This window comes from Ruegeria sp. BG3 (genome assembly GCF_056538485.1).
Window position 1 is genome coordinate 254,841 of the sequence record NZ_JBQFTE010000007.1, and the last position, 25,508, is coordinate 280,348.

The following is a 25,508-nucleotide window of genomic DNA, read 5'->3' on the forward strand; positions in this document are numbered from 1 at the left end:
ACCCGGCACGGACCGAAAACGTCGGAGTAAGACAATGGCGATGCTGAGCTTTGAAAAGAAATACCGCGTTCGTGGCGGGACTCTGATCGGCGGAGATCTATTCGATTTCTGGTTCGGTCCGTTTTATGTCGGCTTCTTCGGCGTCACGACCGCGTTCTTTGCTGCACTCGGTACCATTCTGATCTTCTGGGGTGCGGCAATGCAAGGCACGTTCAACCCCTGGCTCATTAATATAGCACCGCCGGACCTGAGCTACGGTTTGGGAATGGCCCCGTTAGCGGAGGGTGGGCTTTGGCAGATCATTACCTTTTGTGCTGTAGGTGCCTTTGTAAGTTGGGCACTACGCGAGGTTGAAATTTCTCGCAAGCTGGGGATGGGCTATCATGTGCCCTTCGCCTTCAGCTTTGCCATTCTTGCCTATGTCACGCTGGTTGTGTTCCGCCCGCTGCTGATGGGCGCGTGGGGGCATGGATTTCCCTATGGCATCTTCAGCCACCTCGATTGGGTGTCGAACACTGGATACGCCTATCTGCATTTTCACTACAACCCGGCCCACATGCTGGCCGTGACCCTATTCTTCACCACCACCTTTGCGTTGGCCCTGCACGGTGCGCTGATCCTGTCGGCGGCCAATCCGGAAAAGGGTGAAGAGATGAAAACGCCCGATCACGAAGACACGTTCTTCCGCGATTTCATCGGTTATTCGATCGGGACGCTGGGTATTCATCGTCTCGGATTTCTTTTGGCGATCAACGCAGTCTTCTTCTCTGCCGTCTGCATCATTATCTCGGGGCCCGTTTGGACAAAAGGATGGCCCGAATGGTGGAACTGGTGGCTTGAACTGCCGATCTGGCCTTCTCAGGCGGGGATGTGACCCATGATTGAGTATCAGAACATCTTTACCCAAGTTCAAGTTCAAGGTGAGCCTGAGTGGGGCATGGACGATAACGGTCGTATGGCCGAGGAACGGATTGGCAAGCCGACTTTTTCGAAATTAGCTGGCTGGCTTGGGAACGCTCAGCTCGGGCCGATCTATTTGGGCACATTTGGTGTTGTCAGTCTGGCGACAGGGATACTTTGGCTTAACATCGTCGGGCTGAACATGTTGGCGCAGGTCAATTGGTCGATTTCGGAGTTCTTACGCCAAGGCTTCTGGCTGGCTCTGGAGCCGCCCAGCCCCGAATACGGGCTGACGATCCCACCGCTAACTGACGGCGGCTGGTACATCATTGCCAGCGTGTTTCTCTTAGTTTCCGTGTGTTCGTGGTGGCTGCGCACGTACTTACTGGCGCAAGAACACAAGATGGGCAAGCATGTGGCATGGGCATTTGCAGCAGCGATTTGGCTGTTCCTGGTCCTGGGCCTATTCCGCCCGATTTTCATGGGATCCTGGTCCGAAGCGGTGCCGTACGGCATCTTCCCGCATCTGGATTGGACCACAGCTTTCTCGATCCGCTACGGCAACCTCTACTATAACCCGTTCCACTGTCTTTCGATCGTATTCCTCTATGGCTCAGTCCTGCTGTTTGCAATGCACGGAGCGACCATTCTGGCGGTTACGCGTTTTGGCGGCGACCGCGAGCTGGAGCAGATCGTGGATCGTGGCACGGCCTCGGAACGTGCCGCATTGTTCTGGCGTTGGACCATGGGGTTCAACGCGACGATGGAGGGTATCCATCGCTGGGCCTGGTGGTTTGCGGTGCTTACCCCGATCACCGGTGGGATCGGTATTCTGCTTACAGGCACTGTGGTCGATAACTGGTTCATCTGGGCTCAGGAACACAACTTCGCCCCCGCTTATGACGGGTCATACGGATACGAAGCTTACGGAACGTACGAAGGCTTCATTGGGCAGGAGAACTGAGATGCTTCCGAGCTGGTTCAATGACTGGAATTCAGACAACCCAACGAATGTCTATGGCCCTGCCATCTTAGTCGGTGCTGTTGGAGGCGCGGTCTTGATAGCGACGATGCTCGTGGCTTTCGGGCAGCCCTTTAAGACGGAAAGCGTCCAAACTGGGCCGCGCGGCACTGGCATGTCTGTGACAAAATTCGACTCGCGTATCACGCAACCTGATCCAACAATCGCGGATTACTTGACTGAGGAACCTTATATCCCGCAGCCCGGTGACGTTCTTGCCAAGGATATATACGAAAACGTGCAGGTTCTCGGTGATCTGACCGAAGACAACTTCAATCGCCTAATGAACGCAATGACCTTCTGGGTCGCGCCGGAGCAGGGCTGTGCCTACTGTCATGGCGACGGAGATTTGGAAACCTATGGTGAGGATAACCTCTACACCAAACTGGTTTCCCGGCGCATGATCGAGATGACCCAGAACATCAATGAAAACTGGGATGGGCATGTGAATGCCAACAAAGAGGTTGGCGTGAACTGTTATACCTGCCACCGGGGTCAGAACGTGCCCAGCGACATCTGGTTCCGCATCACTCCGGTTGTCGATGCGATGACGGGGTGGGGCGCAGTTCAAAATCGGGCGACAGTGCAAAGCCAGTCAACATCGCTGCCGTCAGATGCGCTAGAAGCCTACCTTCTGGACTACGGAATTATCGGTGTGCACGATTTGGAGTCCCGAGTTGCAGGCTCGCCCGCAGACGAGGGCTTCCGGTCTATTCAGGACACTGAACGCACCTATTCCCTGATGAACTATTTCGACAACTCCTTGGGCGTGAATTGCGTGTTCTGCCACAACAGCCGCGCCTTCTACGACACAGCTGAGGTTACCCCGCAATGGGCGACCGCCAGCCTCGGCATCGCCATGGTGCAGGAATTGAACAACGACTATCTGGTTCCGCTGGGTGAGCTCTACCCGGAAGAGCGTCTTGGACCGATTCATCAGGACGCGCCCAAAGCCGCCTGCCGGACCTGTCACAAGGGCTATCAGCAGCCGTTGCAGGGCATGAATATGATCGCGGACTGGCCGGAACTGACCACGCCCGAGGCACCGGAATACGAATAGGGCAGGCCGTCTCCCCAAAGATCGGCATGCTCTGACGCAGCACGGACTGGGTGGCTTCCTCGGGTCCGCGCACGGGGCACATCTCGTGTTCCAAACCCGTTCTGTGGCGACAGAACACCTGGCCGGCGATCTGCACGGACGTGCGTTCCATCCCGTGCAGATCGCCGGTCTACAGACCGGAGTAAACCCATGACACACCCAGCCACCCCCCTGTTGGACCGCGTTGCCGGACCCGCTGATCTGCGGATGCTCAGCGATGCGGAACTGGCGCGTATTGCCGATGAATTGCGCGATGAGGTCATCGACATTGTCTCAGAAACCGGTGGGCATCTGGGATCCTCGCTGGGCGTGGTCGAGCTGACTGTGGCATTGCATGCGGTGTTCAACACCCCGATGGACAAGCTGATCTGGGACGTTGGTCACCAGTGCTATCCGCACAAGGTACTGACCGGACGGCGGGACCGGATGCGGACCTTGCGCCAGAAAGATGGGCTGAGCGGGTTCACCAAACGCTCAGAGTCCGTGTTCGATCCGTTTGGGGCGGCGCATAGTTCCACTTCCATCAGTGCAGCGTTGGGGTTCACCATTGGTCGGGATATGGGGATGCCAACCGGGGATGCGATTGCGGTGATCGGTGATGGCTCGATCAGTGCCGGGATGGCTTATGAGGCGCTGAACAATGCGGGCGACGAAGGTCGGCGGCTGTTCGTGATCCTGAATGACAATGAGATGAGCATCGCGCCACCAGTCGGTGCAATGTCGACTTATCTGTCGCGGCTCTATGCGTCGGAACCACTGGCACGGATGCAATCCCTGTCCGAAGGGTTCGAGGCCGCTATGCCTCCCCCAGTACGCGCAGGGATGCGCCGGGCGCGGCAGTTGGTGTCCGGGCTCCCAGGCGCAGGTACGCTTTTCGAGGAATTGGGATTTGACTATGTCGGTCCCATCGATGGGCATGACATGAATCAGCTTTTGCCTGTTTTGCGCGCCGCGAGGGCACGCGCGACCGGGCCGGTTCTAATCCACTGCGTGACTGTCAAAGGCAAAGGCTACGCCCCAGCCGAGAATAGCGCAGATAAGTATCATGGCGTGTCCAAGTTCGACGTCTCAACAGGGGCAATGAACAAAGCTAAGGCCAACGCGCCCAGTTATACCTCGGTGTTTGGCGACACCCTGACAGACGAGGCCAGCCGAGACCCGTCGATTGTTGCGGTGACCGCTGCAATGCCAGCCGGGACCGGGGTCAAGACCATGGCCGACCGGTTCCCTGGTCGTGTGTTCGATGTTGGCATCGCCGAACAACACGCGGTCACTTTTGCGGCCGGGATGGCTGCCAGTGGTCTAAAGCCTGTCTGCGCCATTTATTCGACCTTCCTGCAGCGCGGGTATGACCAAGTCGTACATGACGTTGCCTTACAGGGGTTGCCGGTCCGCTTTGCGATTGATCGCGCAGGCCTTGTCGGGGCTGACGGTGCGACCCATGCGGGGGCTTTCGATTTGACCTATCTATGTAGCCTGCCCGGATTTGTTGTGATGGCCCCGTCGGATGAGGCAGAGCTGCGCCACATGATTGCAACTTCGCTGTCTCATGATGCGGGTCCGTCCGCCGTCCGTTTCCCGCGTGGGGCCGGGGTTGGCGCGGAGCTTCCCGAACGCGGAGAGATCCTTCCAATTGGCAAAGGGCGGATCGTTCGCGAAGGCGAAGAAGTGGCCATTCTCTCGCTGGGCGCACATCTCTCTGAGTGTCTGGCCGCGGCGGATTTACTGGCGGATGAGAGGCATCACCCGACGATCGCGGATGCACGCTTTGCCAAGCCAATCGACACCGATTTGCTGACCGAACTGGCAGCCAGCCACAGCGCTATTGTGACAGTGGAACAAGGCGCACAAGGCGGGTTCGGCGCTTATGTCCTGTCGCATCTGGCCAATACAGGCGCTTTGGATCGCGGACTGAAAGTTCGCGCCATCACGCTGCCTGACCGTTTCATCGAACAGGCCGCGCCGAATGAGATGTATGAAGATGCGGGAATGACTGCAGAGGATATTGCGGACGCGGTTCGCGCGCTTCACGCGCACGAAGCCAAAGTGATTTCTTTCTCAGCTGCTCGTTAGGACTGAGGGCCGACCGAAGCCAGATAGGCCCAGATATTGGCAGCCTCATCTTCTTTGCGCAGCTTGAATGTCATCTTCCCACGCGCACTGGTGTCGTCGAGATACTCTTTCAGGAATTTCGATGGATCTGCCACATAGGTGGTGAAGTTTGCCTCTTCCCAAACCAGTCCGGCCTCACCTGCAGCGACCATTGCGTCCGAGTAGTTGAAGCCTTCATATGTTCCGGCTGTCCGACCCACGATGCCATACAAGTTAGGCCCGGTCTTGCCGCCTTTGACAATCTCTTCACCTGCGTCATCCGCAATGACATGGCAGGCTTTGCATTTGTTGAAATTTTTGGCGCCTTTCTCAGCGTCCCCCTCGGCAAAAGCGGGGCCTGCGAAAGTCGCCAGTGCTGCGCCAGCAGACAGGATTCTTTTCATCTGTATTTCCTCCTCCGAAGTTCTTTTGAATTAGGGCGTCTGCCTCAAAGTCAATTCTGGAAGCACTGAAATCAGGCAACCGCGTGAGCCAAGGCGCATTGCTTCCAAAGCACCATCAACGCCTCGACCAGACGGTCGATGTCGTCATCACTGTGCAAGGGCGAAGGTGTAAAGCGCAGCCGTTCCGTTCCTTTCGGGACGGTCGGATAGTTGATCGGCTGCACGTAGATTCCGTAGTCCTGCATCAGGATATCGGACAGCATCCGGCATTTGACCGGGTCCTTGATCATGACCGGGATGATATGGCTTGGGTTGTCCATATGCGGGATGCCATATGCGTCCAGTTTGTCACGCAGACGTTTCGCCTGACGCCGCTGGGCCATCCGTTCGGTATTACTGGTCTTCAGGTGCTGAATGCTGGCGGTCGCCGCTGCCGCAACCGCCGGAGGCAGGGCGGTCGTGAAGATAAACCCGCTGGAAAAGCTGCGTAGGAAATCACACAGCGCCTCGGACCCTGTGACATAACCACCGACGCAGCCGTAGGCCTTACCCAGCGTGCCTTCGATTAGGGTAATGCGATCTGCCAGCCCTTCGCGCTCGCTGATGCCACCGCCACGCGGACCGTAAAGGCCGACCGCGTGGACCTCATCCAGATAGGTCAGCGCCCCGTGCTTCTCGGCGACTTCAACGATTTCTTTCATCGGGCAGATGTCGCCATCCATGGAATACACCGACTCGAACGCCACGATCTTGGTGCTGTTGACAGGGAGGGCCGTCAGCTTGCGATCGAGGTCTTCGGGGTCATTATGCTTCCAGATGATTTTCTTGGCCCGCGAATGGCGGATGCCTTCGATCATCGAGGCGTGGTTCAGCTCATCGCTCAGGATCACCGCGTCGGGCAGGCGGCTGCCCAGGGTCGACAACGAAGCCCAGTTCGACACATAGCCCGAGGTGAAAACCAAAGCGGCTTCTTTACCATGCAGATCGGCCAGTTCCGCCTCAAGCCGAACGTGGTGATGATTGGTGCCCGAGATATTACGTGTGCCACCGGCACCTACGCCGCAGCTATCGATGACCTCCTTCATCACTTCGCGCACTTTAGGGTTCTGACCCATGCCCAGATAGTCATTCGAACACCAGACAGTCACCTTGTCAGGGCTGTCTTCGACATGCGATTTCGCGGTCGGGAACGCGCCGCAGAGCCGTTCAAGCTCGGCAAAGATCCGGTAATTGCCTTCCTCTTTCAGCTGATCCAGCTGCGCGTTGAACATCTTGTCAAATTCCATGACGTCCCTCCCTTTTGGTATTCATGGTCAGTGGTTTCGGGTCCGGCAACATCCAGCGCCACAGCTTGGCGTCGGGGAGCGGCAGAACCAGCAACCAGTGTTCGAGTAGGGCCAGCGAAGTGAGGCTGGCCAACAAAATTTGCATTGTCTTGATCGGGTCGGTCGCGGCATGCCCGGCGCGGGCCATGAACAGGGCGACGGCGACGGACAGCAGCGAAACGGAAATGGGAAAAAACCAGTTCATCCGGGCAATTCGGAAGTGGCTGGGCAAGTGCGATAGGTGGTCGGGCAGAAACTCGGTGTTGAATTTCGGTACGCCGAAAAACAGGTTCAACTTGGCGGAGATGCGGGCAGCGAAGAGAATGCCGAAGCACCAAGCGCCAACGGTGTTGGGCTGGTTCCAACTGATCAGCGCCAGCGCGATGGTGATCAGGACCAATAGCATCTCGTGATAGGCAATGGTGCCCCAAGCGCGGATGAAGCGTTCCCATAATGGCGCGTCGGTGGGGCATGGATAGGCGTTTGGGCCGGTGATCATACCGCAAAGGAAGGCCAGCTCGATCCAGCCCCAAATCGCCAGAGCGCTTGTGAAACCCTGATAGATTGAACCGGTGCTGCCATCGCCCAGCGACAGCCAGAACCCGGCCAGCCCTGCGATGAGTACGGGTAGCGACCACAGCGCAGCGCGGCTTCGCCCTCCCACGCTGCGACGGACCACCCACAGGATCGCCCCGGTGGAGAACCACCAGAGGAAAAGCGCAATGGGCGCGGCGATCCAGGGGGCGAGGGTCATCAGTAGCAGGGCTCCAATCTTGTTTGGGCCGGAACCTCGTGCTTTTTCGCCGGGATGAAATACAGCGCCGCAAAGGCGCGCCCGGCGCGGAGTGAGCCCCAAAGCTGAGCGATCTTACCCGAGATGCCACCGCGTTCCTTCGCCTTGGCAATGTCTGCGTTGGCCCGATACAGCGCACGGCAGTTCTTTAGCCAACGCGGATCGTCGATATCCAGCGTGATCGGAAAGATCTGCTTGCTGAGTTCGCTGGTCTTTTCGAACACCGCGTGGGCATACCAATCTGGATCGACGCCCAATGCCTCATGGAAAGCGGGTCGCTGATGGTCGCGCACGAACATGGTCGCGTAAACGGCGGTCAGGAAGAATTTGATCCACAGCACGTTGACGCCCGAGGTCAGCTTGGGGTCGGTCTTCATCAGCAGGGCAAACGCTTCGCCATGGCTGAACTCGTCATTGCACCACTCTTCAAACCACTTAAAGATCGGATGGAACCGATGCTCAGGGTTAGCCTGAAGGTGGCGGAAGATGGTTATGTAGCGGGCGTAGCCGATCTTTTCCGACAAGTAAGTGGCGTAGTAGATGAACTTGGGCCGGAAATAGGTGTATTTCTTCTTCTGGGTCAGGAAGCCCAGATTCACCCGTAGCCCGGCCTCGCGCAGCGCATCGTTGATGAAACCCGCATGGCGCGCTTCATCCCTGGCCATCAGCTGGAACAGCTGGGTGATGTCCTTGTTGTTCCCGCGCCGCTTCATCTCTTTGTACAGCACACAGCCTGAGAATTCGGCGGTACAGGACGAGATCAGGAAGTCGATGAACTCTTTCTTCAACTGCGGCTCCATTCCGTCCCAGTCGATCTGGTCCCAATCTTCGTTCTTTTTGAAATGCCCCTTGTTCGGGTCCGAGAGCATCTGGGCAATCAGCCCGTCCCAGTCCTCGCGAACCGAGGATACATCAATCGCGTCCAACTCGTCGAAGTCGGTGGTGTAAAAGCGCGGCGTCAGCAGAGTGTTCTGCATCGCGGTCTCGGTCGCCATCTCGTCGTTATAGATCGCGTCTTGCTCGGCTGCGATGGCCAGGCCCTCTTCGACCGTGGTGGCGTCTGCGGTATGTTTGGATTGCATATTCATAGCGTGACCTCCTCAGAGAAGGAGAATTCGCACAGCTCCATCACCTCGAAATCGCCCGTAAGGCGGGTCCAGAGACGTTCGAGCAGGCTGGCGCGTATGATCGTCGCTTCGCGCTGTTCGATGACGATCTCACCGAACGGGGCCATGATTTCTGGGCCTTTCACCTGCACTTCGTCGCCGGGATAGATCACGGCACCGTTGTCGAACCTTACATGGGCGTGCAGGCTCTCGAATTTGTGGCTCACCTCGACTGTGCAGGGCGCGCGTTCAAAGTCTTTCGTCAAAAGTCCCATGTTGGCTTCCTTTCAAGGTTGATCCAGAAGTCTGGCGAAACGACTGGCGTTATCGGCACCAAAACCCATGAGGTCGGCGCTCCATCCCGTTGCGGGATCGGTGATATCGAGACGGCCGTTGGCGCGGCGCGTTACGATGACGGGGGTGTGTGCAGGCAGATCGGCCTGCGCGCGATTGCGGTCGATGACCCGGGCAACACCGGCGACGAAGCCGCCCTGGGTGGCGTCCAGCTGGGCAATGACTGCACCTTCGGGCGACAGCACGCTGACGGCTCCACTGACGCCATCGCTGATCAAGATCATCGCGCGCTCATGCGTGATTTCAGCCGCCGGAGGCGTCGCCGAAAGTGGCACATCGGCGATACGCGCATAAGTGACGATCGCCAGAACAGCACAAACCAACAGCCCCATGGCCCGCAGCAACACACGCGGGATCAACTCGCGGTCTTGGCTATGGGTTTGGGTATCGGTCACGCTGTTCACCTATTCCGCCGCGATTGGGTTCATGGCGCGCTCGACGCGCGGGATGCTGACCTGCGCCTCGGCGGCATCTGCGAAGATGCGCGCAACATTTTCTGCATCGGGTATGCAGCGCAGGGCAGGCTGGGTGTTGAAGCGCCACGGCCGCACATGGGGCCAGCAGAGCAGATAGCTGAACCGCGTCGGGCCTTGCAGCGTAAGGGCAATCGTGCCGGTGCCATCCTTGCGCAGGTCCAGATCTGCGCTGGCGATTTTCGAGTATGGCAGGTTCAGCGTGATGGTCAGCGCGGCCCCGATCCGCATGGCTACGCGACGGTTGGTCAGCGTGTACATCGTGCACCGGGCCTGAATGACCGAAAACAGGACGAGAAGCGCGCAGGTTACGGCCCCAAGGATCACGAAGGGCAGCGACGCAGCAATGGCCAGATCCAGTGGCATCAGGTCCACCACCGAGACAAAGCGCCAGAGCGTCAGGACCGCAAAATAGCCCGCAATCCACAAGACACTGACAGAGGATTTCGCAAGCGCCCACCAGTGCGGGCGACCCTGCCAAAGGATCACCTCACCCTCGGGCGGGCGTTCCGGCAGGCCCGGCACCGGTTCGACTGCGAAATCGTCATGTGACATGCGGGTGGCTCCTGTCCTTAGATCTGCGGCTCTTGCCGGGCTTCGCTGGCGTAAAGCGTACCGCCGGCGTAGTAGGCGCTGATTTTCTCTTCCTCGAGCAGGGTGACCTGATCGGGGTTCTCGATCTGCGGCACGTCCTTGACATGCTCGGCAAAGATCGAGCGGACCTTGACCCGGTTCGACCAGATGCGCGCCATGGTCAAAGGCACCAGCCGGGTGCCGCCGCCATGTTCCGCGTCCAGTTCGTATTCGAGATAGCGGACCAGTTGCTCAGGTACGTCGACCCACATATCGGTGACGGTGCCGACGGCCTGATTGTCGCCGGTCACAACGGGTTTGCCGCGCGGGTCTCGGCCTGCGGCGTGCGAGAATGCCTCAAGTTTGCGCATTGGCTGCAGTTTGAGGTGTCCATGGCCGTCCAGCTCCGGAATATCGCGTCGTGGAGCCCAGGCGGCGGGCCCCACACCGTCGACCATCGGGTTGCCGGTGGGCTCGAACGGATACCCTCCAGCGGCGTTTGTGCGTTCCAGTGCCAGATCATCGCGATCACCACGTTGGCCGCTCGGAACAGTCAGCTCTCCGCGCCCACGGGGCAGTTTAAAGGTCTTGTCATCGGGGACCGGGAACAGACCCTGATTGGGCGCTTCCTCACCGTCGTCATCCACCAGAGGGAAGCCTTCGCGCATGTTTTCCCGCTGGATGTAGAAGATCAAAAGGGCGAAAAAGACCCAGAACAGCCAGATCGATAGGCTTGCGAGGTCGAATTCTCCGAAAAAGGTCTGGGTCATGCCGTGATCCTTTCTTTTGGTGTTTTGCGCATCATGTCGGGAACTCCGGCAGGCCGGTTGGGCCAGTCGCCCGACGTTTGCGCGTCGCCAGCGGCCCAAGCACAATGAGCGTAACGAAAAGTAAAGCGATTTCAGTGTGGTAGACGACGGAATAACCCGTCGCGTTCGAATTCAGTGCGGTGCCGAGGTTGCCCTGCAGCGCCTGGATGTTGACGATGTCGCGCAGTGCACCGCCAAGGGCGATGGCAAGTCCCGAGGCGGTCGCTTGCGCAGCACCCCATGCACCCAAGGCCAAGCCACGCCCGGCAAAGCCCTGTTCTGGCAGGGACATGGTTGAGATCAGAGTGCATACGGCGAAGATGCCGCCGCCAAAGCCGATCAACCCTGCTCCGGTGAAGAACAATAGCGGGGCCTGCATCGGGGCCGAGAAGATCACGGCGCTGAACGCGGCGATCCCGACCAGAATGCCGCCGCAGGAGAGGCGGATCGGATCGCGACCCAGCCCGAGGAGGCGCGCGGACAGCCCATACCCTGCGAGTGCTCCGGTGGCCCACATGGCCGTCAGAACGGTCGTGGACGAGACCGAAAGGCCAAGAATTTCACCGCCATAAGGCTCAAGCAGCACGTCCTGCATGTTGAACGCCATGGTGCCCAGGAAGACGACTGCCAGCAGCCGCCCGGCCTGACCTCCGCTTAAAAGATCGGACCAGGCATCGCTGAATCGAGGGCGGGGCGCTGCGCGTTCTTCGGCACTCATGGGGCGGACTTTTTCCTGCCGCCAGAGGGCGATCAAGTTTAGTACCATGCCAACCACAGCCGCGCCCTGAACAACGCGGATCAGGCGCAGGTCTGAGAAATCGCGCAGCAGCCAGCCGACGATCAGAGCCGAAGCCCCCATGCCAATAAGGAACATTACGTAAAGCAGGGCGACGACCTTGGGCCGTGTCTCGGGCGTGGCCCGGTCACAGGCCAATGCCAGCCCGGCGGTTTGAGTCATGTGGATGCCCAAACCCGCCATTAGGAAAGAAATCGCCGCCAACGCCTCACCGGCGAAGGGGACATGCAGCGTGGAATGGCCTCCCAACACCAGTAGCGCAAACGGCATCACAGCCAGTCCACCCATTTGCCAGATCGAGCCAAACCACAGGTAAGGGATGCGCTTCCAACCAATCGCGCTGCGATGGGTGTCACTACGGAAGCCCAGAAGGGCGCGGAAGGGCGCAATCAGGACCGGCAAGGCGATCATGATGGCAACGACCGTGGCGGCCACGCCCAACTCGACAATCATCACGCGGTTCAGCGTCCCCAGCAGCATGACCGAGGCCATACCGACCGACACCTGGAAGAGCGACAGCCGCAGTAACTGACCCATCGGCAGGTCCGCGCTTGCGGCATCTGCGAAGGGTAGGAACTCGGCCGGTATCCGGGTGAAGGACGAGGGGCGCTGGCTCATGAAGCAACCTCCAGCGCGTGAGAGATGTAAAAGCCGCAATTAACGCGACCCAGATCTCGGACCGTTCCGGCATCATCGAGCCTACGGGTCAGCACCTTGGTGTTGTGGGGCACCATAGTTGGAGAGCGGTCATTTTTTGGAAAAACCTTGCCTGCGTACCACATGGCGGCCAGCAGAGGCGTGCGGGGAGCCACGGTAAACCGGACGTTTGCGCCGTGACCTGCAAAGCGATCTACCGCTTCGCGGATATGGTCGGCGTCATAATAGATCAGACTGTCCATGGCGAAGACGTGATCAAAGGGGCCGTTGGGTTCGTGCAACATGTCGCCCGCGTGGAAGTCGACTTGGTCCTGCAACGCTTCGGGCAAGCGCGCGCGGGCGATGCCGATCAGGGCAGGGGAGATGTCAATGGCCACCACCTCGGCCCCACGTGCAGCAAGGATTTCGGTCAATTGGCCGGTGCCACAGCCCGCATCCAAAATACGGCGCCCCGTCAGGTCTGTGGGCAGCCCTTCCAGCAGGCGGTCGCGCATCTGATCGCGGCCTTCGCGCACGGTCTGGCGGATCTTTGACACAGGCGCGTCGCTGGTCAACCGCTCCCATGTGCGGGTGGCGGTGCGGTCGAAATAGGTCTCGACCCGAGCGCGTGTGGCTTCATAGGTCATCAGTCAAACCCCAACAGCTCAAAGATTTCCCGGTCTGGCAGAGGTTCAGGCGCCAATGCGTCAGTCCCGTTCCAAAGCGTCTCTGCCAGCCGGACATATTCGGCGCGGCAGCGGACAATGTCTTCGTCATCATCCATCTCGAATAGGGTCTTTTTCTTCAGGCGCGAACGCCGGATGGCGTCGACATCAGGCATATGCGCGATGCGCTTGAAGCCGACCTGATCGCAGAAGCGGTCCACCTCATCCGTGTCGCGGCTGCGATTGGCGACGCACCCGGCCAGACGGACTTTGTAATTGGCGGATTTCGCTTGAACAGCAGCGATGATCCGGTTCATCGCATAGATCGAGTCAAAGTCGTTCGCAGTGACAATTACCGCCCGGTCGGCATGTTGCAGCGGCGCGGCGAACCCACCGCAGACTACATCGCCCAAGACGTCAAAGATCACGACATCGGTGTCGTCCAGCATGTGATGCTGTTTCAGCAGCTTCACCGTCTGGCCGACAACATACCCGCCGCACCCTGTGCCTGCCGGAGGGCCACCGGCCTCGACGCATTGCACGCCGCCCCAGCCTTCGAACACGAAATCCTCGGGGCGCAGCTCTTCGGGGTGGAAATCGACCTCTTTCAGAATGTCGATCACGGTTGGCACCAGGGACCCGGTCAGGGTGAAAGTGCTGTCATGTTTCGGGTCGCATCCGATTTGCAACACCCGCTTGCCCAAAGTCGAAAACGCGGCTGACAGGTTCGAACTGGTCGTGGATTTTCCGATCCCGCCCTTGCCGTAGACTGAGAATACCTTGGCCCCTTCGATCCGTGCAGTCGGGTCCTGATGCACCTGAACTGAGCCTTCTCCATCAAGGCCAGTCAGGTTCGGAGGGTTTTTGTCCAATGGGCTCATGACGTGTTCCTCATTCCGCGGCTATCCCTTCCATCCGGTCTTCCAACGCGTCTGCCGCACGTTGCAGCGCATCCAGGGTGTCCGCATCGGGTTGCCAATAAGCACGATCGCTGGCCTCGAGCAGGCGGTTGGCCATGCGGCTGGAGGCGACCGGGTTCAGATCGGCCAGCCGGTTGCGCATGTCTTCGTCCAGCACGAAGGTTTCCGAGATGCGTTGATACACCCAAGGCTCGACCTGACCGGTGGTGGCCGACCAGCCCAGTGTGTTGGTCACATGCGCTTCGATCTGGCGAACGCCCTCGGCGCCGTGCTTCAATAATCCTTCGTAGAATTTCGGGTTTAGCGAGCGTGAGCGTGTCTCCAGCGCCACCTGATCGGCCAAGGTGCGCACTTTGCCATCGCCCCGTGTCTGATCGCTGATATAGACCGCTACATCCGAACCCCTTGCCCGTCGCACGGCGCGGGAAATACCGCCCAGAGTATCGAAATAGTGGTCAACGGTGGTGACGCCTAACTCGACGGATTCGAGGTTCTGATACGCAACCTCGACGTCTTTCATCGTTTGTTGCAGCAGATCGGTGTTCTTGTGCGCTTTGCCCTTGGTGTCATAGGCGAAACCCTTGCGGGCCTCGTAGGCGTCGGCCAATTCGTCCTCGTCCACGAAGGCCAGACTGTCGACCAGTTGATTGACGTTCGAGCCATAGGCCCCTTCGGCATTCGAGAAGACGCGCAGTGCGGCCTCTTCCAACGGCACATTCATGCGCTCGGCATAGGCAAGCGAGTGAGCGCGGATGAAGTTCTGATCCAGTGGCTCATCGGCTTGCGCGGCCTTCAGCGCGGCCTCGGCCAACAGGCGGGTTTGAAGTGGCAGCAAGTCGCGGAAAATACCCGAAAGGGTCATCACCACGTCGATCCGTGGACGGCCCAGCTCCGACAGCGGGATCAAGTCGGCACCAGACAGGCGGCCAAAGCTGTCAAACCGGGGTCTTGCGCCCATCAGGGCCAGAGCCTGCCCGATCGGGCCGCCATCGGATTTGATGTTGTCGCTGCCCCATAGCACGAGGGCCACGCTGCGCGGCAGGGTATCATGGGTTTTCAGCAGCAGTTCCGCCTGTTTCGCTCCGTCCTTACAGGCATAGGCTGTGGGCATGCGGAACGGATCGAAGGCATGGATGTTGCGGCCCGTGGGCAGAATATCGGGGTTCCGCAGCAGATCGCCGCCGGGAACGGGTGGTGTAAACCGACCCTCCAGCGCGCGCAGCAGGGCGGGGAGTTCGGTTTCGCGGGCCAGAGCGGTGTCCATATCGCTGCGACCTGCTGCGTCCAGGTCAAGCAGATCGAGATAACCTGAACGTTCCTGAGCCGACATCGGCTGCCCGACCACATGCAGACCTTCGGGGATCAGCGCACCTTCTGTATCCAGCAGCGTGTGCCACAGCGCCGCGGGGTCTTGTCCGTCCAGATCAACGGCCTCGGCCTGATCCGCAATCAGCGTTTCAAGATCAGCGCGGTCGGTAGCATTCGGGGGTAGGGCGCGCCAGCGGCTGATGCTGTCCTTCAGTTCGGCCAACCCTTTGTACAGCCCTGCGCTGGAAAGCGGCGGAGTCAGATGGCTGACGGTCACAGCACCAGACCGGCGCTTGGCCAGAGTGGCTTCGGACGGGTTGTTTGCGGCGTAGAGATAGATGTTCGGCAGGTCTCCGATCAGGCGATCTGGCCAGTCCGTACCGCTGAGGCCAGTTTGCTTGCCCGGCATGAATTCCAGCGCGCCGTGCATACCAAAGTGCAGTACGGCATCCGCGCCGAAGCTGTTGCGGAGCCACAGGTAGAACTGTGCAAAGGCGTGGGTCGGGGCAAAGCCACGTTCAAACAGCAGGCGCATCGGGTCGCCCTCATATCCGAAGCCCGGTTGCAAGCCGACGAAGACTTTGCCGAACTGACGGCCCAGAACAAAGACGTCCCGCCCATCTGTCTGAACCCGACCGGGGGCGGGGCCCCAGCTGGCCTCGATCTCATCCAGCCATGGCGTATCGCGGACGATATCGTCGGCGCTGATCTTGGCGGCCACGTTGGCTTCTTGCCCGTAAAGCTCGGCGCTACCACCCAGCACGGCGTCACGCAGGTCTTCGACCGTATCGGGTGGGTCGAGATCATAGCCATCCGCCTTCAACGCCTGCATCGTGCTCAGCAAAGAAGCAAAGACATCCAGATGGGCGGCGGTTCCCGCAGCCCCGGCATTGGGCGGGAAGCCAAAGAGAACAATCGCCAGCTTACGTTCGGCCGCGCTGGATTTGCGCAGAGCAGCTAACCGAGCCATACGGGCGGCCAAAACCTCAATCCGTTCTGGGCAGGGGGCCATGGCTTTGCTGGCGATGGGTTTGCAGGTCCGAGAACATCCTGTGCAGCCCTTTGGCCCATGACGCCCGGCAAAGACGGTCGGCACGGTTGCGCCATCCAACTCGGGTAGGGCGATCAGCATCGTGGTTTCAATGGGCCCAAGTCCTTGCGGTGAGGCGGCCCATTGGTCCAACGATTGGAACTCAAGTGGGTGTGCTGAAACGTAAGAAATATCAAGGTTTTCCAAAACCTTGATCGCGTTCTCATTGTCATTGTAAGCCGGGCCACCCACCAGCGAGAACCCGGTCAGCGACAATAGAGCGTCAATCTTGCGAGCACCATCCTTTTGGAAGAACTGGTCCACGGCAGGCCGCGCATCCAAACCGCCTGCAAAGGCCGGGATCACCCGCAAGCCCTTGGCCTCAAGCGCGTGGATCACGGCGTCGTAGTGTGCGGTGTCAGAGCTGAGCACATAGGACCGCATCATCAGAACACCCACGGTCGCAAACGGTTTGCGAGGGGCTGGCAGATCCTCCACTTCAGTGGTGATGCGCTGGGGCAAGTCCGGGTGATACAGTCCCGCATCGGGATACTCGCGCGGTTCCGGAGCCTCCGCGCTCTGCCACTCCGGTCGGTCTGCGTATCGGCTGATTAGAAAGCGGACCATCGCCTCCATGTTGTCGTCTGAGCTGCCAAGCCAGTACTGCATGGTGACGAACCACGCGCGCAGGTCCTGAGCCTTGCCTGGGATGAATTTTAAGATCTGCGGCAGACGGCGCAGGATTTTCATCTTGCGCTGGCCGGTATCGGATGACGGCTTGGACGAACCGCGCAAGCGCCTAAGCAGTTTCAGCGCGCCCGAGGTTGGTGCGGCCATATCCAGTGCGCCCATGCGGGTCAGCTTGACGATCTGAGCGTCTGCGATAATGCCGATCATAGCGTCGCAACTGTCGCGCCGGGACTGAAGCGCGGGCAGGATTGCATTGATATGTTCTTCCAGGAACAAAAGATTGGCGATGACGATATCGGCCCTGGCGACCCTCTGTCGCGCGGCTTCAAGAGCGGTTGGGTCCTCGCCCCATTCAGCAGCGGCAAAGACTTCAAGTTCCAAGCCTGGGAAATCGGATTGCAGTCGCGCCAGAACCCGATCACACGGACCGGCGGCGTGGCTGTCCAGCGTCACGATCGCAATGCGATAGCTCCGATATGTCTGGCTGTCATCGCGCATAGTGGGCCTTGGCTTCGTAAAGTGTTTCGACGGAGATTTCGGATTCGCCCCGCGCCTCGGCAAAGGCTTCGGTATTGCGCCGCGCCTTGCCGCGCACAAAGAAGGGGACCTTGCGCAGCTCACGCTCGGCGTCATCCAGCCAGATGATCTGGGCGCCGGTGGATTCAGCCGTTTCTGCAACCTGCTTGGCCCCATGGGCATGATGCGAGGGGCCGGCGGCGTCGTTGAATTCGGGGTCTTCGCGGAACATGTGTAGCAGGTGTTCCTCCAGCCCCATGACCAGCGGATGTACCCAAGTGTCAAATATGACGTTTGCGCCTTCGATGCCCATCTGCGGCGAATAGCGAGCGGGGAAGTCCTGCACATGAACCGGAGCTGAGATGACGGCACAGGGAATGCCCAGACGCTTGCCGATATGGCGTTCCATTTGCGTGCCGAGGATCAGTTCAGGCACGAGGTCTGAAATTCGCGACTCGACCTCAAGGTAGTCATCGGTGATCAGCGCCTCAACACCAATCTCCTTGGCGAGCGAGCGGATCGCGCGGGCCATTTCGCGGTTGAAACAGCCGATGCCGACGACCTCGAACCCCATTTCCTCGCGCGCGATGCGGGCGGCGGCAGCGACATGGGTGCCATCGCCAAACAGGAAGACGCGCTTGCCGGTCAGATAGGTGCTGTCCACGCTGGCCGAGTACCACGGCAGGCGCAGCCGGTCGGTATCCAAACGCGGTGCGCATCCGGCGAGCGCAGACACCTCATTGACGAAATCCCGTGTCGCACCGACACCGATTGGAACAATGCGCGTATAGGGTTGACCCAGGTTCCGTTCCATCCAACGGCAGGCACTTTCGCCGGTTTCGGGATACATCAGTACGTTGAAATGTGCGGCGCCCAAGCGCGTAATGTCGGACGCTGTCGCGCCAAAAGGGGCAGCAACATTAACTTCGACGCCCATATCGTTCAGCAGGGCGGTGACTTCGGTGATGTCATCGCGATGACGGAACCCAAGTGCAGTCGGGCCGATCAAATTGCACGACACACGCGCTGTGCGCTCGGTCGGTTTGGCCAGCGTGCGCACAATTTGCAGGAAGGTTTCATCCGCACCGAAATTCTCTTTCCGTTGATAGCTGGGCAGTTCCAGCGGGATCACCGGAACGGGCAGCTCCAGGGCTTCGCCCAACCCACCGGGATCGTCCTGGATCAACTCGGCGGTGCAGGAGGCGCCCACGATCATGGCCTGTGGCTGGAATCTGTCATACGCAGCCTGACAGGCGTCGCGGAACAACTTGGCAGTGTCAGACCCCAAATCACGCGCCTGGAACGTCGTGTAGGTCACCGGCGGGCGGTGATTGCGACGTTCGATCATAGTGAACAGCAGATCAGCGTAGGTATCACCTTGCGGCGCGTGCAGAACATAGTGTAGCCCGGTCATCGCGGTCGCGACGCGCATAGCCCCCACATGGGGCGGGCCCTCGTATGTCCACACCGAAAGCTTCATTCTGCAGCCACCCTCAAAAGGCCGCGCCGACGCAGCGGGCGGGCAAACAGACCAGCCAGATCACCGGCTTGTTCGTAGAAATGGATGGGCGAGAAGACCAACTCGATGGCCCATTTGGTCGCCAGCCCTTCAGCTTCGAGCGGGTTGGCAAGTCCTAATCCGCACACCGTCAGATCGGGCTGCGCAGCGCGCACCCGATCGAGTTGTTTTTCGACATCTTGGCCTTCGGACAGGGTTGGGCCGTTTTGGATTTCAGCAAGGTCTTCGCCGACCAGATCGCGGTGCAGATAGGGTGTTCCGACCTCAACCAGTTCCATGCCGCATTCACGCGTCAGGAAACGCGCCAGCGGAACCTCTAACTGACTGTCAGGCATCAGGAAAACGCGCTTCCCGTTGAGCGGTTCCGACGCTTGCGCAATCGCTTTTCGTGCCCGCAGGCGTGCGGATTGCGCAACCGCATCCACATGATCTGCCGAAATACCGAAGCGAGCAGCAACGGAATGCAGCCAGGCAGTTGTACCCTGTTCCCCCAAAGGGAAAGGTGCACGGATTGGGTGGGTACCCCGACGCACCAGAATGTCATGGGTTTCACCTAGGAACGGCTGCACAAACGCCACCTGAGTATTTGAGCCGATCCCGAACTCTTCGTCGCTGGATCGATTGGGGAGCAGCCGGACGTCAGGCACACCGATCTTCGATAGCAGGTCCAGCATCTGATCCTGAACAACGTCCGGCAGACCCCCGGCGATGACCAGTTGCGTGGTGTCACTGTCGGGCATAGCCGCAACCATCGCGGCCAGGCAACTGTCTTCGCCCTGCGTGAAAGTGGTTTCGATCCCCGACCCGGTGAAGTTCATTACCCGGATCTTCGGCGCATAGCGCGCGTTCAATCGTTCCGCCGCTTTGGCAAGATCCAGCTTAATCACTTCGGACGGACAGGATCCGACAAGGAACAATCGGCGAATGTCAGCCCGTCTTGACAGTAGTCGGTCAACTTCGCGGTCAATTTCTTGCTGCGCATCGGCCATGCCAGCCAGATCGGTCTCTTCAAGAATCGCTGTTCCAAAACGCGGCTCCGCAAAAATCATGACCCCGGCGGCGCTTTGCAGCAGATGCGCGCAGGTGCGCGAGCCAACCACCAGAAAGAAGGAATCCGGCATCATCCGGTGCAGCCAGATGATCGATGTCAGACCGCAGAAAACCTCGTGCTGGCCACGCTCACGCAGCAGCGGCGTCTGGGTACAGCCCGTGGATATGGGAGCAGAGGTATTCATGCGCGGGCCTGCATCTGCAACCGCGCGCGGCGGAGCTTCCAAAGGAACTGCCCAGCGTTGATCACATACGCCAGATACGCGGCCAAGGTCAGCAGCATCAGTTGTGTCGGTGTCAGCCAACCTGTTGAAAGGGCGACCAAATACGCCGTGTGCAGGGCGATGACCAGAAAGCTGAAAACGTCTTCCCAGAAGAAGGCAGGGGCCAGCAGGTACTGCCCGAACACGACCTTTTCCCAGATCGCACCGGTGACCATAATTAGGTACAGAACGAGAGTTTTCAGGACAATCGAAACGGTGGCGATCGTGTATCCCTCACCGGTTGCAAGGTAGCGCAGCACCAACCCAAGCGAGATAAGAAACACCGCAAATTGCAGCGGTGCCAGGATGCCCTGAACGGTCGTCCAATATGTGCTGTCCCGGCGCGCCAGTTGGTCCGGTGTGTAAAGCTGGTGCGTCCCAGGCGTACTCATGGCTGTTCGCGCCATGGTGGCCTCCCTCCTGAACTTCCACACCAGCGTAGAGGGCTAAATCGGAAAGTGTCAATTAAAACTTACACTCAGAAAGTGTCGGTGAGAATGCAGCGGATTCAGGGCTCCCAGGGCTGTTTCTGAAATAGGACATTGTTATTAAATGATAATAATTTCCAGAGCCCTCATAGTCGACGGAAATATCCACAGTATGTCTACTAAGTTTGACAAATTCGCTTGCTTGAACCAGACTGATCCGAGGTCAGTTCACTACCCAAGTACCGATTCCAGTCACCGCCCTTTAGCAAGGATTGGATATTCCGATGCCACCTGCCGATCCATTTCAAGGCAATCGTCCACTGGATCAAAGCCAGCTTGAAGCGTTTGCGAAGCAGGTGTTGAGTTCCCTTGACCCGAATTCACAGAGTCCATCGTTGCTTGATCTCGACGCGGTGACGGATTGGTTGTTTTCCGAGGTGATGTACAAGGGTGACTTTTCTCATGAAACTGCAATTGATTTCCTGCGGGAAACCGGGGTGTCATCGTCCGAAATTATTGACGTATGCATCCCCGAAGTCGCCCGTCGCGCTGGTCAGATGTGGGTGGATGACGAAGCGAGTTTTGCGACGGTGACGTTTGCGTCTTCACGCCTCTATGCACTGTGCAAGGCTTTGTCTGATAACTGGGACAAGCGCCCGCGTCGTACCGGGCAACCCACGATCCTTGTTGCCATAGCACCTGGTGAGCAGCACATGATCGGATCAGTCGTGATGACGTCACAGTTGCGCCGCATGGGATGTTCCGTTCAGTTGATCGCTGGAGCCAAACAAAAGGAAGTGGTCTCTTGCATTCGGCGAGGGCGGTTTGATGCTGCGCTGATTTCCTGTGCCGGAACCCAGGCTCTTGACAATGCGGTGCGTTTGATCACACGTATTCGGTCAGAAATAAACCGGCCGCCAAGGCTGGTTATCGGCGGGGCAATAGAGAAGCAGGTGAAGTTGACTTCAGCAGGAACAGGCGCGGATATCACCACATCCAATTTCGAAGTAGCGCTTGCCGGACTGGCGAATGCCAAGGATCGCGCGGGTCCTCTCGCGGCTCAATGACATGACGTCGGGCAAGCCGAACCCTTGGCAGATCGCCGCACTGCCAATGATCGAACCAGAGTTCTTAGCGGGCGTTCTTTCTGAAGCGTCAGATATCGCATTGATCATAGATGCCGAGGGCGTGGTCATGGCCGCGCTGGTCGGAGAAAGCGGGTCCCCGTACGGCGATCTGGATCATTGGGTCGGTAACAAGCTGACAGATTTCTTGACCGAGGAGTGCTTTCCCAAGCTGGACCGTATCCTCAAGCAGTCCGCCGAAAGTGCCAGTGTTCAGCGGGTCGAATTGAATCATCGGGACAAGATGGTTTGGCAATACCCGGTTCGGTATTCCATACATCCGGTCGGACACAGCGAGCCTGCCATCCTAATGCTCGGGCGCGATCTGCGACAAGTCGCTGAAACGCAACAGCAATTGGTACAGGCTCAACTGGCGTTGGAGCAAGGCTACGAAGAGCGGCGTGAGTTTGACGCGCGCTACCGCATGCTGATGTCAGTCACGCGTGATGCTTTTGCGTTGGTTTCGGTCACAGATGGGCGTATTCGCGATTTGAACGACGCGGCCGCGCATCTGTTGGGGGCCGCTAAAGACCAGCTTCAGGGCCAGCCCTTCGCAAATGAGTTCAAGGATCGTGGACGTGCCGAGTTTGTTCAGAACATTCTGGCTCTGGCTCTTTCCGAGGTCGACGCCGAGGTCACCATTCAGGCCAAGCGTACGCGCAGTGATATAACGATCACGCCGATTAGTTTCCGGGCGGGTGGCGAGCGTATGCTGATCTGTCGTCTGGAATCCGGCACAACGGAAGAGCATGCCAGCGATCAGCTGTCGGACAACCTGGCTCGGCTGTTTCGGACGGGGGCTGAGGCGATTGTTTTCACGGATAGCAAGGGTGTCATTCAGTCGGCAAATGAAGCCTTTCTCAGACTTGTCGATTTTGCCCATCACGTAGATGTGCGGGGAACCAGTCTGGCTGAATACATGTCGCGCGGTCAGATTGACCTGAATGTACTGCTTGACAATGCAATGAAATCAGGTCGCATGTCCGTATATGCGACCAAGTTTTGCAACGACGTGGGCGTTTGGACAGCTGCCGAGGTCTCGGTTTCCTATCTGAACAGCCGCTCTAATCCATCCGTCGCATTTGTGATCCGGGACGCGACGCGGTCCGAGGCGATGCGGGCGCCGGTCAGCAATCGTCAGAATCTGGCGGGTGGGGACGTGGTGGATCTGGTGGGTTCGGCACATCTCAAGGAAATCGTGTCCCAGACCACGGATGTGATTGAGCGTATGTGCATTGAAACGGCGATTGAGCTAACGGGTAATAACCGGGCTGCCGCTGCCGAAATGTTGGGCCTGTCGCGCCAAAGTCTATATGTCAAGTTGCACAAGCTGGGAATTCAGGAAAAACAAGACGGCGAATAGCGCTCGTTTTTCTTGCATCGACTCAAGTTGTCAATCAAGATTGACACATGAGCGCAAATCCTGATTTACACTCATCCTCCTGGCCGCAGCCACTGGCGGCGTTGGAGTTGATCAAGCCCATCACCTGGTTTCCGCCGATGTGGGCGTTTTTGTGCGGGGTGGTGTCCTCGGGCGGCGCATTGTCTGGACAGATCGGATTGATCCTATTGGGCCTGGTCCTTGCCGGTCCGATTGTCTGCGGGATGAGTCAGGCCGCGAATGACTGGTGCGACCGTCATGTCGACAAGATCAACGAGCCCCACCGCCCCATTCCGTCGGGTCGCATCCCCGGTATGTGGGGGGCTTGGATCGCCATCGCGATGAGCGTTCTGGCCTTGGCGGTCGGTTGGCAGTTGGGGCCCTGGGGCTTTGGCGCAACCGTGTTTGGAGTGCTTGCGGCCTGGGCCTATTCGGCTGAACCCGTACGGCTGAAACGGTCTGGCTGGTGGGGTCCGGGCCTTGTGGCCCTGTGTTACGAAGGCCTGCCCTGGTTCACTGGCGCGGCGGTTCTGTCGGCTGGAGCACCTTCCTTGCAAGTCGTGATCATCGCTGCGCTCTATGCGCTTGGCGCGCATGGGATCATGACGCTGAATGATTTCAAAGCGTTAGAGGGTGACCGGCAATTGGGGATCAACTCCCTTCCGGTGACACTCGGACCCGAACGCGCTGCTCGTTTGGCATGTTGGATGATGATTGTGCCGCAAATGGCCGTCATTGCTCTGTTGACGCTTTGGGGCCAACCGATCTTTGCTGTGGCTATCCTGGCTGCAGTGATCGGTCAGCTGATGGCAATGCGCGTCTTGCTGAAAGACCCCAAAGCAAAGGCACCTTGGTACAACGGCACCGGCGTATCCCTTTACGTTGGTGGCATGATGATCGCGGCCTTTGGCCTGCGTGGATTGGAGGCTTTGGTATGAGCAACTCCGGATATCTCTCATGGATCGGTATTGTCCGGCTGGGTCTGGTTCAGATGTGTTTGGGGAGTATCGTGGTTCTCACCACCTCGACCCTGAACCGGCTGATGGTGGTCGAGTTGGCGCTGCCTGCGATCCTGCCGGGCCTGCTGGTGGGTCTGCATTACGGTATACAGATTTCCCGTCCCCATTGGGGTTTCTTGTCGGATGCGACGGGGCGGAGGACCCCATGGGTTATCGGGGGCATGGCGATCCTTGCCTTTGGGGCTTTGGGTGCGGCGTTCTGCATTCCGCTCTTTGGCGAAAGCTTCTGGTTAGCGCTGTTCCTGTCGGTCCTCTCGTACACAGCGATCGGCGTGGGGGTCGGCGCGTCAGGCACGTCATTGCTGGCTTTACTCGCTACTGCCACGGCGGCTCGCCGCCGCGCGGCTGCTGCAACGATCACATGGCTTATGATGATTGCCGGGATCGCGATTACCGCCGCATCTGTTGGTGCGATGCTCGATCCGTATAGCCCGTCCAGACTGCTTGTCATCGTCGCGTGTGTTGGGTTGGGCGCTGTTGCGCTAACGTCGCTGGCGACGTGGCGCATCGAGGCTGGTGTCCAGACCGAGACCCGATCAACCAGAACCAAACCGCGGTTCCGCGACGCGCTGCGCGACGTTTGGGCGGATGATGCGGCGCGCAGGTTCACCGTGTTTGTCTTCCTGTCGATGACCGCATTCTTCATGCAGGAATTGATCTTGGAACCCTATGCGGGGCTGGTGTTCGGCTTCACGCCTGGCGAGTCGACATCCCTGTCCGGAGCGCAAAATGGTGGCGTATTCCTTGGAATGCTTTCAGTCGGGATCGCCGTAACCGGGCTGAGGATCGGGTCGCTGCGCGGTTGGGTGGTTGCAGGCTGCCTGGGTTCGGGGGTCAGTCTGGGGGTGATCTTCGCGATGGGCCAGATGGGGCCGGGTGCCCCACTGATATGGGCCGTTGTGGCGCTTGGGTTTTTCAATGGCATGTTCGCTGTGGCTGCGATCGGCGCCATGATGGAACTGGCCGGTGAGCATGCCAGTGGACAAGAAGGCACGCGCATGGGGCTTTGGGGTGCAGCACAAGCTATTGCCGCTGGTGTCGGAGGTTTGTTGGGCGCAGCGGCGGCGGATGTATTCCGGTCAGCGATGTCGGATGCAAACGCGTTCGGAGCGGTCTTCCTCGCCGAAGCTGCCCTGTTTGTGGCCGCCGCAATCCTTGCCGTTCAAGTCATTCACGAAACACGGCGTGATACGCACGTCGTTGCGGGAGAATAGC

Annotated in this window: 23 protein-coding genes; 8 read left to right on the forward strand and 15 right to left on the reverse strand. The window is 59.0% G+C overall.

The features are described 5' to 3' along the window. Positions 1-34 precede the first annotated feature (34 nt). The 4 genes from pufL (at position 35) to dxs (ending at position 5,093) form a co-directional block, all read left to right on the forward strand. A complete protein-coding gene (gene pufL / locus ACR0AI_RS13135; RefSeq protein WP_170474570.1) occupies positions 35-874 on the forward strand; it encodes a photosynthetic reaction center subunit L in 840 nt (279 codons plus the stop codon). Between the two features lie 3 nt (positions 875-877). Continuing rightward, positions 878-1,864, forward strand: a complete 987-nt coding sequence (gene pufM / locus ACR0AI_RS13140) for a photosynthetic reaction center subunit M (RefSeq protein ID WP_170474567.1) — start codon at positions 878-880, stop codon at positions 1,862-1,864. 1 nt (position 1,865) lies between these two features. After that, complete coding sequence (pufC, locus tag ACR0AI_RS13145; protein WP_480674301.1) at positions 1,866-2,981, forward strand: photosynthetic reaction center cytochrome PufC; 1,116 nt, start codon at positions 1,866-1,868, stop codon at positions 2,979-2,981. A 189-nt stretch (positions 2,982-3,170) separates the two neighbouring features. Further along, entirely contained in the window at positions 3,171-5,093 is a 1,923-nt protein-coding gene (gene dxs / locus ACR0AI_RS13150) for a 1-deoxy-D-xylulose-5-phosphate synthase (protein ID WP_480674299.1), read from the forward strand. Here the strand turns inward: dxs and ACR0AI_RS13155 are convergent. The 15 genes from ACR0AI_RS13155 to bchF form a co-directional block, all read right to left on the reverse strand. Continuing rightward, positions 5,090-5,515, reverse strand: a complete 426-nt coding sequence (locus tag ACR0AI_RS13155) for a c-type cytochrome (RefSeq protein ID WP_480674297.1) — start codon at positions 5,513-5,515, stop codon at positions 5,090-5,092. The two genes, dxs and ACR0AI_RS13155, sit on opposite strands and share 4 nt — an antisense overlap. A gap of 71 nt (positions 5,516-5,586) precedes the next feature. Further along, positions 5,587-6,801 carry a 5-aminolevulinate synthase gene (gene hemA, locus ACR0AI_RS13160; RefSeq protein ID WP_480674295.1) on the reverse strand — a complete coding sequence of 405 codons (1,215 nt, stop codon included), beginning with the start codon at positions 6,799-6,801 and terminating at the stop codon, positions 5,587-5,589. Then, positions 6,791-7,594: a putative photosynthetic complex assembly protein PuhE gene (gene puhE, locus ACR0AI_RS13165; protein WP_480674293.1), complete on the reverse strand. Its 804-nt coding sequence runs from the start codon at positions 7,592-7,594 to the stop codon at positions 6,791-6,793. Before puhE ends, hemA begins: the two co-directional genes overlap by 11 nt. Next, positions 7,594-8,721 carry a magnesium-protoporphyrin IX monomethyl ester (oxidative) cyclase gene (gene acsF / locus ACR0AI_RS13170; protein ID WP_170474548.1) on the reverse strand — a complete coding sequence of 376 codons (1,128 nt, stop codon included), beginning with the start codon at positions 8,719-8,721 and terminating at the stop codon, positions 7,594-7,596. Before acsF ends, puhE begins: the two co-directional genes overlap by 1 nt. Then, positions 8,718-9,014 (reverse strand): hypothetical protein, encoded by a 297-nt coding sequence (locus ACR0AI_RS13175; RefSeq protein WP_171327865.1) that lies wholly within the window; start codon positions 9,012-9,014, stop codon positions 8,718-8,720. Before ACR0AI_RS13175 ends, acsF begins: the two co-directional genes overlap by 4 nt. Before the next feature lie 12 nt (positions 9,015-9,026). Further along, positions 9,027-9,488 carry a photosynthetic complex assembly protein PuhC gene (gene puhC / locus ACR0AI_RS13180; RefSeq protein WP_480674290.1) on the reverse strand — a complete coding sequence of 154 codons (462 nt, stop codon included), beginning with the start codon at positions 9,486-9,488 and terminating at the stop codon, positions 9,027-9,029. Between the two features lie 9 nt (positions 9,489-9,497). Further along, positions 9,498-10,121 (reverse strand): photosynthetic complex putative assembly protein PuhB, encoded by a 624-nt coding sequence (puhB, locus tag ACR0AI_RS13185; RefSeq protein WP_480674288.1) that lies wholly within the window; start codon positions 10,119-10,121, stop codon positions 9,498-9,500. A 17-nt stretch (positions 10,122-10,138) separates the two neighbouring features. Next, the gene (gene puhA, locus ACR0AI_RS13190) at positions 10,139-10,909 is read right to left on the reverse strand and encodes a photosynthetic reaction center subunit H (protein ID WP_480674285.1); all 771 of its coding nucleotides are present in this window, start codon (positions 10,907-10,909) and stop codon (positions 10,139-10,141) included. 31 nt (positions 10,910-10,940) lie between these two features. Further along, complete coding sequence (locus tag ACR0AI_RS13195) at positions 10,941-12,362, reverse strand: PucC family protein (RefSeq protein WP_480674283.1); 1,422 nt, start codon at positions 12,360-12,362, stop codon at positions 10,941-10,943. Further along, positions 12,359-13,027 (reverse strand): magnesium protoporphyrin IX methyltransferase, encoded by a 669-nt coding sequence (gene bchM / locus ACR0AI_RS13200; RefSeq protein ID WP_480674281.1) that lies wholly within the window; start codon positions 13,025-13,027, stop codon positions 12,359-12,361. Before bchM ends, ACR0AI_RS13195 begins: the two co-directional genes overlap by 4 nt. Next, positions 13,027-13,926 (reverse strand): ferredoxin:protochlorophyllide reductase (ATP-dependent) iron-sulfur ATP-binding protein, encoded by a 900-nt coding sequence (gene bchL, locus ACR0AI_RS13205; protein ID WP_480674279.1) that lies wholly within the window; start codon positions 13,924-13,926, stop codon positions 13,027-13,029. Before bchL ends, bchM begins: the two co-directional genes overlap by 1 nt. 10 nt (positions 13,927-13,936) lie before the next feature. Beyond that, on the reverse strand, positions 13,937-17,491 hold the full coding sequence (locus tag ACR0AI_RS13210) for a magnesium chelatase subunit H (protein WP_480674277.1): 3,555 nt from the start codon (positions 17,489-17,491) through the stop codon (positions 13,937-13,939). Then, positions 17,481-18,989: a ferredoxin:protochlorophyllide reductase (ATP-dependent) subunit B gene (gene bchB / locus ACR0AI_RS13215; protein WP_480674275.1), complete on the reverse strand. Its 1,509-nt coding sequence runs from the start codon at positions 18,987-18,989 to the stop codon at positions 17,481-17,483. The genes ACR0AI_RS13210 and bchB overlap by 11 nt, the downstream gene beginning before the upstream one ends. Beyond that, entirely contained in the window at positions 18,986-20,263 is a 1,278-nt protein-coding gene (locus ACR0AI_RS13220) for a ferredoxin:protochlorophyllide reductase (ATP-dependent) subunit N (protein ID WP_480674273.1), read from the reverse strand. Before ACR0AI_RS13220 ends, bchB begins: the two co-directional genes overlap by 4 nt. Further along, positions 20,260-20,748 carry a 2-vinyl bacteriochlorophyllide hydratase gene (bchF, locus tag ACR0AI_RS13225; protein ID WP_480674270.1) on the reverse strand — a complete coding sequence of 163 codons (489 nt, stop codon included), beginning with the start codon at positions 20,746-20,748 and terminating at the stop codon, positions 20,260-20,262. Before bchF ends, ACR0AI_RS13220 begins: the two co-directional genes overlap by 4 nt. 305 nt (positions 20,749-21,053) lie before the next feature. Here bchF and ACR0AI_RS13230 point away from each other — a divergent pair, with 305 nt between their 5' ends. The 4 genes from ACR0AI_RS13230 to ACR0AI_RS13245 are packed head-to-tail and all read left to right on the forward strand — an operon-like array spanning position 21,054 to position 25,507. Next, on the forward strand, positions 21,054-21,836 hold the full coding sequence (locus ACR0AI_RS13230) for a cobalamin B12-binding domain-containing protein (protein WP_480701347.1): 783 nt from the start codon (positions 21,054-21,056) through the stop codon (positions 21,834-21,836). Next, positions 21,799-23,256, forward strand: coding sequence for a transcriptional regulator PpsR (gene ppsR / locus ACR0AI_RS13235; RefSeq protein WP_480674266.1), 1,458 nt, complete (start codon positions 21,799-21,801; stop codon positions 23,254-23,256). Before ACR0AI_RS13230 ends, ppsR begins: the two co-directional genes overlap by 38 nt. A 47-nt stretch (positions 23,257-23,303) precedes the next feature. Further along, positions 23,304-24,212: a chlorophyll synthase ChlG gene (gene chlG, locus ACR0AI_RS13240; RefSeq protein ID WP_480674264.1), complete on the forward strand. Its 909-nt coding sequence runs from the start codon at positions 23,304-23,306 to the stop codon at positions 24,210-24,212. Continuing rightward, entirely contained in the window at positions 24,209-25,507 is a 1,299-nt protein-coding gene (locus ACR0AI_RS13245) for a BCD family MFS transporter (protein ID WP_480674262.1), read from the forward strand. The genes chlG and ACR0AI_RS13245 overlap by 4 nt, the downstream gene beginning before the upstream one ends. The last annotated feature ends 1 nt before the right edge of the window (position 25,508 follow it).

Excerpts from the sequence above, each read along its gene's own strand:
- puhB (WP_480674288.1), bottom strand. The coding sequence starts at position 10,121 with ATGTCACATGACGATTTCGCAGTCGAACCGGTGCCGGGCCTGCCGGAA.
- acsF (WP_170474548.1), bottom strand. The coding sequence starts at position 8,721 with ATGAATATGCAATCCAAACATACCGCAGACGCCACCACGGTCGAAGAG.
- ACR0AI_RS13245 (WP_480674262.1), top strand. The coding sequence starts at position 24,209 with ATGAGCAACTCCGGATATCTCTCATGGATCGGTATTGTCCGGCTGGGT.
- bchM (WP_480674281.1), bottom strand. The coding sequence starts at position 13,027 with ATGACCTATGAAGCCACACGCGCTCGGGTCGAGACCTATTTCGACCGC.
- ACR0AI_RS13175 (WP_171327865.1), bottom strand. The coding sequence starts at position 9,014 with ATGGGACTTTTGACGAAAGACTTTGAACGCGCGCCCTGCACAGTCGAG.
- bchL (WP_480674279.1), bottom strand. The coding sequence starts at position 13,926 with ATGAGCCCATTGGACAAAAACCCTCCGAACCTGACTGGCCTTGATGGA.
- bchB (WP_480674275.1), bottom strand. The coding sequence starts at position 18,989 with ATGAAGCTTTCGGTGTGGACATACGAGGGCCCGCCCCATGTGGGGGCT.
- ppsR (WP_480674266.1), top strand. The coding sequence starts at position 21,799 with ATGCCAAGGATCGCGCGGGTCCTCTCGCGGCTCAATGACATGACGTCG.
- ACR0AI_RS13210 (WP_480674277.1), bottom strand. The coding sequence starts at position 17,491 with ATGCGCGATGACAGCCAGACATATCGGAGCTATCGCATTGCGATCGTG.
- puhE (WP_480674293.1), bottom strand. The coding sequence starts at position 7,594 with ATGACCCTCGCCCCCTGGATCGCCGCGCCCATTGCGCTTTTCCTCTGG.
- pufM (WP_170474567.1), top strand. The coding sequence starts at position 878 with ATGATTGAGTATCAGAACATCTTTACCCAAGTTCAAGTTCAAGGTGAG.
- pufL (WP_170474570.1), top strand. The coding sequence starts at position 35 with ATGGCGATGCTGAGCTTTGAAAAGAAATACCGCGTTCGTGGCGGGACT.
- puhA (WP_480674285.1), bottom strand. The coding sequence starts at position 10,909 with ATGACCCAGACCTTTTTCGGAGAATTCGACCTCGCAAGCCTATCGATC.
- pufC (WP_480674301.1), top strand. The coding sequence starts at position 1,866 with ATGCTTCCGAGCTGGTTCAATGACTGGAATTCAGACAACCCAACGAAT.
- bchF (WP_480674270.1), bottom strand. The coding sequence starts at position 20,748 with ATGGCGCGAACAGCCATGAGTACGCCTGGGACGCACCAGCTTTACACA.
- ACR0AI_RS13195 (WP_480674283.1), bottom strand. The coding sequence starts at position 12,362 with ATGAGCCAGCGCCCCTCGTCCTTCACCCGGATACCGGCCGAGTTCCTA.
- dxs (WP_480674299.1), top strand. The coding sequence starts at position 3,171 with ATGACACACCCAGCCACCCCCCTGTTGGACCGCGTTGCCGGACCCGCT.
- ACR0AI_RS13220 (WP_480674273.1), bottom strand. The coding sequence starts at position 20,263 with ATGAATACCTCTGCTCCCATATCCACGGGCTGTACCCAGACGCCGCTG.
- hemA (WP_480674295.1), bottom strand. The coding sequence starts at position 6,801 with ATGGAATTTGACAAGATGTTCAACGCGCAGCTGGATCAGCTGAAAGAG.
- ACR0AI_RS13155 (WP_480674297.1), bottom strand. The coding sequence starts at position 5,515 with ATGAAAAGAATCCTGTCTGCTGGCGCAGCACTGGCGACTTTCGCAGGC.
- ACR0AI_RS13230 (WP_480701347.1), top strand. The coding sequence starts at position 21,054 with ATGCCACCTGCCGATCCATTTCAAGGCAATCGTCCACTGGATCAAAGC.
- chlG (WP_480674264.1), top strand. The coding sequence starts at position 23,304 with ATGAGCGCAAATCCTGATTTACACTCATCCTCCTGGCCGCAGCCACTG.